The organism is Streptomyces sp. TE5632 (assembly GCF_054061295.1).
Map to the genome: position 1 here is coordinate 2,536,434 of NZ_JBSSEA010000003.1, position 13,694 is coordinate 2,550,127.

Below are 13,694 nucleotides of genomic sequence, written 5' to 3' on the forward strand. Positions count from 1 at the left end.
AAACACACCTCAGTGCACGGGATCGGCGATGTGCTGGGTGCCGATCCGCTTGCGGAAGACCCAGTACGTCCAGCCCTGGTAGAGCATGACGAACGGCGTGGCGATCACCGCGAGCCAGGTCATGATCTTCAGGGTGTAGGGGCCGGAGGAGGCGTTGGTGACGGTGAGGCTCCAGTCCGCGTTCAGCGTGGACGGCATGACGTTCGGGAAGAGCGTCAGGAAGAGCATCGCCACGGCGGCCACGATGGTGACGCCGGACAGGGTGAACGACCATCCCTCGCGCCCCGCCCGGTTCGCCACCAGGGCGCCGACCAGTGCGGCGACCGTGACCACCAGCGCGACCAGACTCGCGCCGTCACCACCGTCGGCCTGCGTCCACAGCAGGAAGACCAGTGCCAGTACGGCCGTGACCAGCCCCACGCGCTGCGCCAGCTGCCGAGCCCGGCCCCGGATCTCACCGACGGTCTTGAGCGACGCGAACACCGCACCGTGGAAGGTGAAGAGCGTCAGCGTGACCAGGCCGCCCAGCAGGGCATACGGGTTGAGCAGATCCAAAACGCTGCCCACGTACTCGAACTCGGAGTCGATCTTCACTCCGCGCACGATGTTTCCGAACGCCACGCCCCACAGGAACGCGGGAATGAGCGAGGTCCAGAAGATCGCCGTCTCCCAGTTGCGCTGCCAGTGCTCCTCCGGCCGCTTCGCCCGGTACTCGAAGGCGACACCCCGGACGATCAGGCAGATCAGGATGACCAGCAGCGGCAGGTAGAAACCGGAGAATAGTGTGGCGTACCACTCGGGGAAGGCGGCGAAGGTTGCGCCGCCGGCCGTGAGCAGCCACACCTCGTTGCCGTCCCAGACGGGCCCGATGGTGTTGATCAGCACCCGCTTCTCGGTACGGTCACGGGCGAGCAGCCGGGTGAGGATCCCGATCCCGAAGTCGAAGCCCTCCAGGAAGAAGTAGCCGATCCACAGGACGGCGATCAGTACGAACCAGACGTTGTGCAGTTCCATGACTGTGGCTCCCTCGGCCTAGTACGAGAAGGCCATCGGCTTGTCGGCGTCACGGGGATCGCCGCCGATCTTCGTGGGCGGGTTGAGGTCGGCCTCGGTCAGCTCGGGCGGGCCTGCCTTGACGTACTTGGCGAGCAGCTTGACCTCGATGACGGCCAGGGCGGCGTAGAGCAGGGTGAAGACACTCATCGAGGTGATGACCTCGGCCTGGGACACCCCGGGTGAGACCGCGTGCCGGGTCTGCAGCACGCCGTAGACGACCCAGGGCTGCCGGCCCATCTCGGTGAAGATCCATCCCCAGGCGTTGGCGATCAGCGGGAACGCCATCGTCCAGAGCGCCAGGCGCCAGTACAGCCGGGTGAGCCGCGTCCCAAGCGGCTTCTTCAGCAGCACCAGATGCGGGACCTCGTCCTCACCGGTGCGCAGGGCGGCCGGCAGCAGGAACCTCTTCCGCGTGAGCCAGAGCCCCAGCAGGGCGAGCGAGAAGGACGCCATGCCGAAGCCGATCATCCATCGGAAGCTCCAGTAGGCGACGGGGACGATGGGCCGGTAGTCACCGGGCCCGAACTCCTCCTGCAGGGCCTCATTGGTGTCGTTGATTCCGGGCACATGCGACTCGAAGTCGCCGTGGGCGAGGAAGGACAGCAGCCCGGGGATCTCCAGCGCGACCTTGTTGTGTCCCTTGTCGACGTCTCCGTACGCGAACACGGAGAACGGTGCCGGGCCCTCGCCGTCCCACAGCGCCTCCGCGGCGGCCATCTTCATCGGTTGCTGCTCGTACATGACCTTGCCGAGGGTGTCCCCGCTGACCGCGGTGAGCAGCCCGCCGACCGCCATGGTGACCAGGCCGAGCCGGAGCGACGTCCGCATCACGGGGATGTGCTTCTTGCGCATCAGGTGGAAGGCCGCGATGCCCACCATGAAGGCGCCGCCCGTCAGGAAGGCCGCCGCGAAGCTGTGGAAGACCTGGTTGAGCGTGGTGTTCTGGGTGAGCACCAACCAGAAGTCGGTGAGCTCGGCGCGGCCCTTCTCCTCGTTGATCCGGTAGCCGACCGGGTGCTGCATCCAGGAGTTGGCCGCGAGGATGAACCAGGCGGACAGCAGGGTGCCGAGCGAAACCATCCAGATGCAGGCCAGGTGGATCTTCTTGGGCAGCTTGTCCCAGCCGAAGATCCACAAGCCGATGAAGGTGGACTCGAAGAAGAAGGCGAGCAAGGCCTCGAAGGCGAGCGGGGCGCCGAAGACGTCACCGACGAACCGCGAGTAGTCGGACCAGTTCATGCCGAACTGGAACTCCTGCACGATGCCGGTGACCACGCCCATCGCGATGTTGATCAGGAAGAGTTTGCCCCAGAACTTCGTCGCCCTGAGGTACTTCTCCTTCTCGGTGCGCACCCAGGCGGTCTGCAGCCCGGCGGTGAGGGCGGCCAGCGAGATCGTCAGAGGAACGAAGAGGAAGTGGTAGACGGTGGTGATGCCGAACTGCCATCGCGCCAGGGTCTCCGGCGCCAGAGCCAGGTCCACGTCGTCGCTCCTTACATCGCTGTGTCACAGCGGCCGCTTGATCCCGTTCGCCCCCCACATCTCGGAAGAAACAGGATGCGCTTGTGAACGCGTTCACATTCACAAGCAATTATGGCCTACTGCTTCCCGCATCCGGAAGGGGGGTCCCCCTGTGACGTCAACCCCTTGGGGATCGCTTTGGGGAGACAGGACGCGACAGGGAGGCGGCATGGAGGCGACACGCTGCCAGGGGGAGGAACACCGACAGCCGGCCGACGGCTGAACCGTCGGCCGGCTGCTACGGCTGCGAGACTGAGGCGGCCCGAGGCCCCGGGCGGCTACAGCTCCTTGCGGAAGGCCTCCGTCACCTTCAGGAAGATGTCGTTGGCCTCGGTCTCGCCGACCGTCACCCGCGCCCCCTCCCCAGGGAACGGCCTGACGACCACGCCCGCCTGCTCGCACGCCTGTGCGAACGCCGCCGTGCGCTCCCCCAGCCGCAGCCACACGAAGTTGGCCTGGCTCTCTGGCACCTTCCAGCCCTGAACACGCAGCGCGTCCATGACCCGGTTGCGCTCACACACCAGCGAACCGACCCGGCCGATGAGCTCGTCCTCGGCACGCAGCGAGGCGATCGCCGCATCCTGTGCGAGCTGGCTCACACCGAACGGCACCGCCGTCTTGCGCAGCGCCGCGGCCACCGGCTCATGGGCGATCGCGAAACCCACGCGCAGCCCGGCCAGCCCATAGGCCTTGGAGAAGGTCCGCAGCACACAGACATTGGGCCGCTCCCGGTAGATCTCCACGCCGTCCGGCACCTCGGGGTCACGGATGAACTCACGGTAGGCCTCGTCGAGCACCACCAGGACATCGCGGGGCACCCGGTCGAGGAAGCGCTCCAGTTCGGCCCGCCGGACCACCGTGCCGGTCGGGTTGTTGGGGTTGCAGACGAAGATGAGCCGGGTCCGGTCGGTGACCGCCTCGGCCATCGCGTCGAGATCGTGCACATCGCCCGGGGTCAGGGGCACCTGCACGGGGGTGGCACCGCTGATCCTGGTGATGATCGGGTACGCCTCGAACGAGCGCCAGCCATAGATCACCTCGTCGCCGGGGCCCGAGGTGGCCTGCAGCAGTTGCTGGGCGATGCCGACCGAGCCGGTACCGGTGGCCAGGTGGGAGACCGGGACGGCGAAGCGCTCGGCCAACTCCGCCATCAGAGCCGTGCAGGCCATGTCGGGGTAGCGGTTGAACGAGGACGCCGCGGAGGCGATGGCCTCCATCACCCCCGGCAGCGGTGGGTACGGGTTCTCGTTGGAGGACAGTTTGTAGGCCACCGGACCACCGGCCGCCGCCGGCTTGCCCGGTTTGTACGTAGGGATACCCTCCAGCTCGGCGCGCAGCTTGGGGCTCGTCTCGCTCACCGCAGTCCTCCTCCGAAGACCGGCGGCCCATGACCGCCGCCGACATCCAATACTGCTCACCTTATGAGGATTCGACGCGGCGGAGTAGAGACGCCGCTGCGTGGAGGCGCTGCAGCGTGTGCGCGTACAGCAGCAGAAGTCGCCTCCGTATCATCTGCCCCTTCAGCAACAGGGGCATCACCGTGTGAAGGCGCACAAAGGGCGTCCGAGCCGGGGGCGCGCCGCACATATATCTACGCGCCGGTGGCTTGCGCCGTGGCGCGCGTCCCCCGTGCAGGTGAGTTGAGACCTCTTCGCAACATCGCCCCCTCGACAGGCCCGCATGCGCCGAGACGTCAGGTCTTGGCATTGGAATGTTCAACGTTCTTGCTTTGCAAGGAACTTACCCTTTAATGATCATGCAGAAACGTGCCTGTCAACGCATGCATATGCGTCCGCCCTACCCCACCGCATGAGCCCTACTATCGGCTCGCCATGACAGCAGCAGGGAAGCACCAGGTGAGCCGCGCGGAAACCTCACGCCGAGGCAGCAAGCCGGGTCGAGCGGGCATCAGGGACGTGGCCGCCGCCGCCGGAGTCTCCATCACGACCGTCTCCGATGCCCTCAACGGCAAGGGCAGGCTCCCGGACGCCACCCGGCGCCACGTCCGCGAGGTCGCCGACAGACTGGGCTACCGGCCCTCGGCCGCCGCCCGCACGCTCCGTACCGGCAAGTCGGGACTCATCGGCCTGACCGTGACGACATACGGGGAAGAACCTTTCACCTTCACCGAGTTCGCGTACTTCGCCGAGATGGCGCGTGCCGCCACCTCCGCAGCGCTCGCCCGCGGCTACGCCCTCGTGATCCTCCCCGCGACCTCCCGACACGACGTGTGGTCCAACGTCGCTCTGGACGGCACGGTCGTCATCGATCCCTCGGACCAGGATCCGGTCGTCAGTGAACTGGTCCGGCAGGGTTTACCGGTCGTCTCCGACGGCCGCCCGGCCGGTTCGCTCCCGGTCACGGCTTGGGTGGACAACGACCACGAGGCCGCAGTACTCGGCATCCTCGACCACCTGGCCGCCGCGGGCGCCCGCCGTATCGGCCTGCTGACCGGGACCACGACCGACACCTACACCCACCTGTCGACCACCGCGTATCTGCACTGGTGTGAGCGCGTCGGCCAGGACCCGGTGTACGAGTCCTATCCGGCACACGATCCGTGTGCCGGCGCCGTCGCCGCCGACCGGCTGCTCGCCCGCCCCGACCGTCCCGACGCCGTCTACGGTCTGTTCGATCCCAACGGCACCGATCTGCTCGCCGCCGCGCGCCGCTACGGCCTGCGCGTCCCGGACGACCTGCTGCTGGTCTGCTGCAGCGAGTCCACCGTCTACGCCAACACCGAGCCGCCCGTCACCACACTCTCGCTCAAACCACGACGCATCGGCACGGCTGTGGTCCAGTTGCTCATCGACGCCATCGAAGGAGTCGATCCGGAACACACGGTGGCGCAGGTGATACCCACCGAACTGATCGTGCGCACCTCGTCGCAGCGCCGGCCCCCGCGCACGACGGTCAGCCCGCCGCGGTCGCCGGCCTGACCGGCAGAAAACCCGCGGGTCCCCGGAAACGCGGGTCCCCGGAAAACCGGGAAGGACGATTGGGCCCGGCTCCGGAGGAGTGAGGCAGCGGCTCCCCGGGAGCCGCTGCTTTCCGTGGGGATGAGGCGACGTCGCAGCCCTTGCGCTCCTCCACCGCTCCGTCGCTCCTCGAAGTTTCCTCCAGCCCGTCTCCGGCCTCTCCGGGAAACCGAAGTGGACCGGCTGCCCGAAGACGGACGCATGCGGTCCCAGGAGGAGCAGGCGCGGCCGGGTGGCCTCACGGCGGGCGAAGACCTGACCAAATAGGGCGAAAGCCGCGACGATCCGGCGTCTTGCTCCGATTCACCACCCCTGGGTCATCACATGGCACGATCCGCGTTCCTATGATGGGCCCACGACACCGCGGGCCGCTGCGACCAGGCAGTCCGACGCGGTGCAGTTGCGGCTTGATGGTGGAGGGGTCGATGACTCAGGGGGCCGGTCAGGGACCCGGGGTGGAGCGCACACCGACGGTGCGCGACTTCCGGGTGCCCGCGTACATCCACGAGACCGGTCCGTACGCCCACAGCATGCACCCCGGTGACGCGGCGGCCCCGCCGACCTCGGAGAGCCTCCCGGAGGGATACACACCCACGCGTCGGGACCTCCCGGTCATCAATCGGGGTGACACTGTGCAGGTGATCGTCGACCCCGCGTCCGTCTCCGCCCCACAGCCCCCCACCGGGCCCGGCCCGCTGTACGTGGTCGGTGACGTCCACGGGTACCTCGACGAGCTGGTCGCCGCCCTCCAGGAGCAGGGCCTCATCGACTCCGCGGGCCAGTGGTGCGCCGGCCCCGCACGGCTGTGGTTCCTCGGCGACTTCACCGACCGGGGACCGGACGGCATCGGCGTCATCGATCTCGTGATGCGGCTGTCCGCCGAGGCCGCCGCGGCCGGCGGCTACTGCAAGGCCCTGATGGGCAATCACGAACTGCTGCTGCTCGGCGCCAAGCGGTTCGGCGACACCCCCGTCAACTCCGGCGCGGGCACCGCCACCTTCCAGGCGGCCTGGCTCCTCAACGGCGGGCAGAAAGCCGACATGGACCGGCTCCAGGACCACCATTTGCAGTGGATGGCCCGCCTGGACGCCGTCGAGGCCGTCGACGACCATCTCCTGCTGCATTCCGACACCACCGCCTACCTCGACTACGGCCGCTCCATCGAAGAGGTCAACGACACCGTCCGCGAGACGATCACCCGCAACGACGCCGACGAGGTCTGGGACCTGTTCCGCAAGTTCACCAAGCGGTTCTCCTTCCGTGACGAGGGCGGCGCCGAAGCGGTGCGCTCCCTGCTGAATACGTACGGTGGTACCCGGGTCGTTCACGGCCACAGCCCCATTCCGTACCTGCTGGGCGAAGTCGGCTCCGAGGACGGCGGGGACGACAGCGGTCCCGTCGTCGAGGGTCCGCACGTCTACGCCGAGGGACTGGCCATCGCGATGGACGGCGGCGTGACGATGGCCGGAAAACTGCTGGTCCAGAAGCTGCCACTCGCCAAGTGAACGGGCACCGGGCCGGGCGTCGCCGGCCCGGGACCGCACCGGACAGCGGCCAATTTCGGTAAACCCCCTGTCACGGCGCACCGTCAGCGCTCTACCATCGGCTTATCCGTAGCAGGCTCCCCTCCGTTTCTGCCCAACGGCTCGTCAGCATGCCGAGCCACAAGCCCTACGGAGCATCGGGGGATGCACATGAACAGCGTTCCGCAGCACCTGTTGGCCGAGGACCGCCAGGAATACGAGCGGATTCTCGATGAGGTGCTGCGCTCCGCACCACACCGCCCGGAACTGACCTCTGTCGGTCAGCGGCTCAACTCCGAACAACTGCGCACCATGGCGCTCAACGCCACCGCGATCATCACGGCGGCCGCGGCGACCGAGTACCAGCACTACATCAAGGTCCGCGAGGAACTGCGACGGCCACCGGCGTCGGCCACCCCGGCCGTGCGCGAGTCGGGCTCCTCCGAACCTGAACCCGGCGCAGCGGGGCTCGCCGCCGCCATGGGGGAGGTCGCCGAGACCGCCGGCGCGGGTGCGGTCGCCGTCATCGCCGTTCTGGCACCCGTCCTGGCCGGAACGGCGGCCGCGATATTCCTGCTCGTCGGCTACATCCTGCGCATGCTCGACCCCAGCGCGGCCTTCGCCCGGACCATGCTCACCACGGGCTGGACGTTCGGCGCCGTGACCGCGGTCGCCATCCTGGTCGCCGCCGTGGGCCTGCTCCTCACCGCGCTGCGCAACAAGCCCTCGGCCCGGAGCGGGCCGTACCTGGAAGTCGACAAGGAGTTGGCCCTGGCCAGGGATGCCTGGCACGAGGCACTGCTGGAGCGGGGGATCGTACCGTTCCTGCGAGACGCTCTCACCGATCCCGGCACGGCGGCCGCACTGCGCTACGCGGCGCCGTCCGAACCGACCAGCCGTATCCCGAACCTCGGCTACCACCGGCCGGGATTCACCAGCCCCGGCCAAGGCCCGACCCGCGGCCCGCGGCCGAGCTACTCGAGTCCGGACTACAGCAGCCCGGACTTCGGGGGGCCGGAACACCAGCCTGAGTAGTCGAACGGCCGAAGTACCGGTTCGAGTCCGGAGCCGTCGGCCGGCGCGCCCTCACCGGCGGAGCCCTCTCGAGAGGCTCCGTGACGGGGGGGCGTGTGCCGGGTGCCCGGGTCAGGTCACGCCCGGGTCAGGTCATACCCCTGGTCAGGTCATGCCCCTGGTCATAGAATGCCCGCCCGGCTCGCAGCTGTGATCCACAGCGGGAACTCGGACAGCAGACGGTCGTACAACTCCGGGTCCGGCAGGGTGCTGATGTCGTCGACGGCGAAGAACCCGACGTTGTCGACGCGGCGTCCGGGCAGCGTGTCGAATCGTTCCAGCACGCCGTAGTTCGACCGTCCGAGCCCCACGAACTGCCAGAAGACGGGTTCCTCCACCGCTTCGCGGAGCTCACGCTCGATCTCGGCGTTCCGGTAGACCCCGCCGTCGGAGAAGAACAGCACGAGCGTCGGGGCCGCCGCGGGATTGTTCCCGACGAACGAGCGGACCTCGGCGATGACCTTCTGTTCCTCGTTCTGGATGCCGACCTCCCGCATGTCGACCTGGCTCGGGTCCAGGCCCTTCTTCCGCCCGCGCCGGAAGAGGCTCATCTCCCCCACCCGCACGTGCAACCGGAGCCAGTCGGGCAGCTCGCCCAGCCGCAGGTCCGGCAGCCGTGCCGGATGCGAGGCGAATGTCCAGGCCTGCATCTCACCGTCGTCGTCCAACTGTGCGGCGACCGCGGCCATGCGCTCGACGACGTCCGCCACGACTCCCTTGGAGTACTGGGGTGCCATGGAGCCGGAGGCGTCCAGCACGAGGACGACGCGCGCGGTGATCTCGGCGGCCCCGTGCTTGCGCAGACTGACGGCCACCTGCTCCTTGCGCAGCGACAGCCGCTTGCGCATGTCCACGGGCAGCCGCTCCTCTCCCTTGGTGAGGCGCGGAGCGGCCGGTGGAACGGCCGGATCCGGAGGCGCCGGAGCGGGAGGCACCGGAGCGGGAGGCACCGGAGCAGGAGGCACCGGAGCGGGAGGCACCGGAGCAGGAGGCACTGGAGCGGAAGCGGCAGGCATGACGGGGGACGCGACGACCGGAGACACGGCGACGGGGGCCGCCGGGGGAGCGTCGTCCACGGTGATACCGAAGTCAGTGGCCAGCCCCGCAAGCCCGGAGGCGTAACCCTGGCCCACCGCGCGGAACTTCCACTTCCCCTGGCGCCGGTACAGCTCGCCACCGATGAACGCGGTCTCCGTGTCGGCCACCATGTCGAACCGGGCGATTTCGGTCTCCGCCCCGGCGTCGATCAACCTGAGCACCAGCCCCGGGACCTGGCCGAAGGTCCCGCCGTCGGACGACGCGCACAGCGCGATCCGCTCGACGGCCGGTTCCAGCAGGCGCAGGTCGACCTCGACCGTGTCGGTCGCGGCACCGACGGCGTTCCGTTTTCCCAGATGTGTCACAGCGTCGGAGGCGTGCCGCGGCTGGTTGTAGAAGACGAAGTCGCCGTCGTCCCGCACCCGTCCGGCCGCCGTGAGCAGGAGAGCCGACGCGTCGATGTCGGGCACACCGGCCTTGGCGGTCCAAGCAAGCTCGACGCGCACCACCGGCGCATCGACGGGAAGGTTGGACCCCTTGCTCATTGATTGCGCTGTCATGGCATACAGTCTGCCGATCCGTCCCCATGAGCGGCGAGAGGGGCGGGCCCGAACGACCCGTCCCTCTCGCCCGTTCAGTCAGTTCAGTCCGTCAGCGGCAGGTACACGCGGTTGCCCGCCTCCGCGAACTCCTTCGACTTCTGCAGCATCCCCTCGGCGATCTCCTCGGCCGAGGCGCCTTCCGGCGAGGCACCGCCGAACCGCTCCGTGATGCTCTGGCTGATCTTCATGGAACAGAACTTCGGCCCGCACATCGAGCAGAAGTGTGCGGTCTTGGGCGGGCTCTGCCGGAAGGGTCTCGTCGTGGAACTCCCGTGCCGTGTCCGGGTCGAGGGCGAGGTTGAACTGGTCCTCCCAACGGAACTCGAAGCGCGCGTCGGACAACGCGTCGTCCCACTCCTGCGCACCCGGATGTCCCTTGGCCAGGTCGGCGGCATGGGCGGCGATCTTGTAGGTGATGACACCGGTCTTGACGTCATCACGGTTGGGCAGGCCGAGATGCTCCTTGGGGGTGACGTAACAGAGCATGGCGGTGCCCCACCAGGCGATCATCGCGGCACCGATACCGGAGGTGATGTGGTCGTACGCGGGCGCGACGTCCGTCGTCAGCGGGCCGAGCGTATAGAACGGGGCTTCATCGCAGATCTCCTGCTGAAGGTCGATGTTCTCCTTGATCTTGTGCATCGGGACATGTCCCGGACCCTCGATCATGGTCTGCACATTCAAACGCTTCGCGATCCGGTTGAGTTCCCCGAGTGTGCGCAACTCAGCGAACTGGGCCTGGTCGTTGGCGTCCGCGATCGACCCCGGCCGGAGCCCGTCGCCAAGCGAGTACGTGACGTCGTACGTCGCGAGGATCTCGCAGAGTTCCTCGAAGTTCTCGTACAGGAACGACTCCTTGTGGTGCGCCAGACACCACGCCGCCATGATCGAACCACCGCGCGAGACGATGCCCGTCTTGCGGTTGGCGGTCAGCGGCACATACGCCAGCCGTACGCCCGCATGAACCGTCATGTAGTCCACGCCCTGCTCGGCCTGCTCGACGACCGTGTCCTTGTAGATCTCCCAGGTCAGCTCCTCTGCCCTGCCGTCGACCTTCTCCAGCGCCTGGTAGAGCGGCACGGTGCCGATGGGAACGGGGGAGTTGCGCAGCACCCACTCCCGGGTGGTGTGGATATTGCGGCCGGTGGACAGGTCCATGACCGTGTCGGCGCCCCAGCGGGTCGCCCAGGTCATCTTCTCCACCTCCTCCTCGATGGAGGAGGTCACCGCGGAGTTCCCGATGTTGGCGTTGACCTTCACCAGGAACCGCTTGCCGATGATCATCGGCTCGATCTCCGGATGGTTGACGTTGGCGGGCAGCACCGCGCGGCCTGCCGCGATCTCCTCACGCACGACCTCCGGCGACACGTTCTCCCGGATGGCCACGTACTCCATCTCGGGCGTGATCTCGCCGCGTCGTGCGTACGCCAGCTGCGTGACCGCCTCACCCGCGCGGCCGCGGCGCGGCTGACGGGGCCGGCCCGGGAACACCGCGTCGAGGTTGCGCAGGCCGCCGCGCGGCGAGGTGTGCTTGATTCCGTCGTCCTCGGGACGGACGGGACGGCCCGCGTACTCCTCGGTGTCGCCGCGCGCGATGATCCAGTCCTCCCGCAGCGGTGCCAGCCCCCTGCGTACATCGGTGTCGACCAGGGGGTCGGTGTACGGGCCCGATGTGTCGTACAGCGTGACCGACTGGCCGTTGGTGAGGTGCACCTGACGGACCGGCACCCGTAGATCGGGGCGCGTGCCCTCGACGTACGCCTTGTGCCAGCCGATGGACTTCCCGGCCTCCTTCTGCTCCGACGTCTCCGTCGGGTTCTGCGTGGAGGCAGGCGTGCGTGCGTCCTTGTTGGTCATGAGACCTACTCCCTACGCCGGCATTACCCGGTAACAGGTTCAGCGGTCGACGCAGCGGTTTCCGTCGTTCGGCGTTCCGTGGGGAACATCACTCGGACAGCAGTGATGTTTCATGTGAAACGTCGTTGGGACGGAGGTCAGCGCCCTCTCAGCCCGGTGCTCCGAGCTCCCGCGTGTACAAAAGGTGCCCACACGCTAGCGTCAATTCTGGCGCGGTGACCAGAGGGCCCTCGTTGTTCTTGCGATGATCGGGCGGTGACCTCGACGCAACATCCCCCGTACCCACCGCCCGAACCACCCCTCGGCTCCGGCGCTCGAAACGGCGACAGCCGTGGCAGAGAGCCCGTAGCCGGCAACGACATGGGCCGTGGGGACGGCCAAGGAGACGCCCCCGGTTCCGGAGACTGGTTCGGGCGCGGGCCCGTCACCGGCCACCCGAGCCAGGAGCAGGGGCGGCGGGGGCAGGGGGCGGGACAAACGCGGGGTCAAGGTCACGGCCGGGGCCCGGAGCCGGACGGCGGCCACCCCGACCGTGGCCCGGACGGGGGCCACAGCGGCCCCCCTCCGAGCGGCGACGGACACGATCACGGCCCGGACTCCGGCGGCGGGCACGGCCACTCGCACGGGCACAGCCACAGTCACGGCCCCGCCGCCCCCGTCTCGAAGCACCTGCGCAAGGTCATCGCGGCGGTCCTCATCCCGTTCACCGCGGCGGTGCTGATCGGCCTCGTCGTGCTGTGGCCGGGCGGTGCGCCGGGGCACGAGCGCACCGGCGTCGGTTTCGACCGGCAGACGCAGCAGGCCACGGTCACCAAGGTGGTCGAGGTGAGCTGTTCCTCCGTCAACGCTTCCGGAGGCGTCCCGACCGGTGACACCTCGACGGCCGAGGGCTCTTCCGCCCAACAGCAGGCGGACGGCACGTGCAAGAGAGCGACGATCCGGGTCGACAGCGGCACGGACCAGGGCCGCACGTTCACCGAGATCGTGCAGCCGGACCAGTCCCGTCAGCTGAGCGAGGGTCAGGAGGTCGTGGTCGCCTACGAACCTTCCGCTCCGAAGGACCTGCAGTACTCGGTCGCCGATGTGAACCGGCGCCTCCCCATGGCCCTGCTCGCCGGTATCTTCGCGATCGCCGTCGTGGCCGTCGGGCGGCTGCGCGGTGCGATGGCACTGATCGCGCTGGCGGTCAGCTTCCTGGTGCTGAACTTCTTCATCCTGCCCGCCATTCTGCAGGGATCGAACCCACTGGTCGTGGCGGTGGTGGGGGCGAGCGCCATCATGCTGCAAGCCCTGTATCTCTGTCACGGGCTGTCGGCGCGCACATCCGTGGCGGTGCTCGGCACCCTGGTCTCGCTGCTGCTGATCGGCATTCTGGGCTCGGTCTTCATCGACTGGGCCGCGCTGACCGGCAACACCGACGACAACACCGGACTGATCCACGGCCTGTACCCCGACATCGACATGAGCGGTCTGTTGCTGGCCGGCGTCATCATCGGATCGCTCGGTGTGCTCGACGATGTGACGGTCACCCAGACATCGTCTGTCTGGGAACTGCACGAGGCCAACCCGTCGATGGGCTGGCGGGGGCTGTACCGCGCGGGCATCCGCATCGGCCGCGATCACATCGCGTCCGTGGTCAACACTCTCGTTCTCGCCTACGCGGGCGCCGCGTTGCCGTTGCTGCTGCTGTTCTCCATCGCACAGAGCAGTGTGGGAACGGTCGCCAACAGCGAGCTGGTAGCGGAGGAGATCGTGCGTACGCTGGTCGGCTCGATCGGCCTGGTGGCCGCGGTGCCGGTCACCACGGCTCTGGCCGCCCTGGTGGTCTCGGCCGACCGTACGGCGGCGCAGACACCCGGGGAGAGCGTCCGGGCGGCTCCGGCGCGGGGCGGGAGGGGCAGGCGCCGGAAGCGGTGACCCCGTCACGGTGCGGCGCCGGAGAGCCTGCCGCCGACACATGACCGGCCGCGGCCCGACCCCCGGGCGCCCGGCCCACCGGAGCGGCTCGCCCACCGGTGCAAAAGCGTTCCTGCACCAATGTGACG

General features: G+C 68.4%; 8 protein-coding genes and 1 pseudogene. 4 read left to right on the plus strand and 5 right to left on the minus strand.

The genetic code is table 11. The features are described 5' to 3' along the window. Positions 1–9 precede the first annotated feature (9 nt). The 3 genes from cydB to hisC all read right to left on the minus strand — a co-directional run bounded on the left by cydB (position 10) and on the right by hisC (position 3,935). On the minus strand, positions 10–1,014 hold the full coding sequence (gene cydB, locus ACVW19_RS16755; protein ID WP_457460173.1) for a cytochrome d ubiquinol oxidase subunit II: 1,005 nt from the start codon (positions 1,012–1,014) through the stop codon (positions 10–12). An 18-nt stretch (positions 1,015–1,032) separates the two neighbouring features. Beyond that, a complete protein-coding gene (locus ACVW19_RS16760; RefSeq protein ID WP_457460174.1) occupies positions 1,033–2,538 on the minus strand; it encodes a cytochrome ubiquinol oxidase subunit I in 1,506 nt (501 codons plus the stop codon). A 317-nt stretch (positions 2,539–2,855) separates the two neighbouring features. Next, positions 2,856–3,935: a histidinol-phosphate transaminase gene (hisC, locus tag ACVW19_RS16765; protein ID WP_457460175.1), complete on the minus strand. Its 1,080-nt coding sequence runs from the start codon at positions 3,933–3,935 to the stop codon at positions 2,856–2,858. A 474-nt stretch (positions 3,936–4,409) separates the two neighbouring features. Here hisC and ACVW19_RS16770 point away from each other — a divergent pair, with 474 nt between their 5' ends. From ACVW19_RS16770 to ACVW19_RS16780, 3 genes are all read left to right on the plus strand, one after another. Further along, positions 4,410–5,516, plus strand: a complete 1,107-nt coding sequence (locus tag ACVW19_RS16770; protein ID WP_279335030.1) for a LacI family DNA-binding transcriptional regulator — start codon at positions 4,410–4,412, stop codon at positions 5,514–5,516. 449 nt (positions 5,517–5,965) lie between these two features. Next, the gene (locus tag ACVW19_RS16775; protein WP_457464641.1) at positions 5,966–7,060 is read left to right on the plus strand and encodes a metallophosphoesterase; all 1,095 of its coding nucleotides are present in this window, start codon (positions 5,966–5,968) and stop codon (positions 7,058–7,060) included. A 183-nt stretch (positions 7,061–7,243) separates the two neighbouring features. Next, positions 7,244–8,113 carry a hypothetical protein gene (locus ACVW19_RS16780; RefSeq protein ID WP_457460176.1) on the plus strand — a complete coding sequence of 290 codons (870 nt, stop codon included), beginning with the start codon at positions 7,244–7,246 and terminating at the stop codon, positions 8,111–8,113. A 161-nt stretch (positions 8,114–8,274) separates the two neighbouring features. On the opposite strand, the gene ACVW19_RS16785 is transcribed toward ACVW19_RS16780, so the two are convergent. Both ACVW19_RS16785 and thiC read right to left on the minus strand, forming a co-directional pair. Next, positions 8,275–9,750 carry a VWA domain-containing protein gene (locus tag ACVW19_RS16785; protein ID WP_457460177.1) on the minus strand — a complete coding sequence of 492 codons (1,476 nt, stop codon included), beginning with the start codon at positions 9,748–9,750 and terminating at the stop codon, positions 8,275–8,277. Between the two features lie 83 nt (positions 9,751–9,833). Then, positions 9,834–11,649: pseudogene (thiC, locus tag ACVW19_RS16790) on the minus strand (phosphomethylpyrimidine synthase ThiC). Positions 11,650–11,904: 255 nt separating this feature from the next. On the opposite strand from thiC, the gene ACVW19_RS16795 reads away from it, so the two are divergent. After that, on the plus strand, positions 11,905–13,566 hold the full coding sequence (locus ACVW19_RS16795) for a YibE/F family protein (RefSeq protein ID WP_457460178.1): 1,662 nt from the start codon (positions 11,905–11,907) through the stop codon (positions 13,564–13,566). Positions 13,567–13,694 lie beyond the last annotated feature (128 nt).

Excerpts from the sequence above, each read along its gene's own strand:
- ACVW19_RS16780 (WP_457460176.1), top strand. The coding sequence starts at position 7,244 with ATGCACATGAACAGCGTTCCGCAGCACCTGTTGGCCGAGGACCGCCAG.
- ACVW19_RS16770 (WP_279335030.1), top strand. The coding sequence starts at position 4,410 with ATGACAGCAGCAGGGAAGCACCAGGTGAGCCGCGCGGAAACCTCACGC.
- ACVW19_RS16785 (WP_457460177.1), bottom strand. The coding sequence starts at position 9,750 with ATGACAGCGCAATCAATGAGCAAGGGGTCCAACCTTCCCGTCGATGCG.
- ACVW19_RS16775 (WP_457464641.1), top strand. The coding sequence starts at position 5,966 with ATGGTGGAGGGGTCGATGACTCAGGGGGCCGGTCAGGGACCCGGGGTG.
- cydB (WP_457460173.1), bottom strand. The coding sequence starts at position 1,014 with ATGGAACTGCACAACGTCTGGTTCGTACTGATCGCCGTCCTGTGGATC.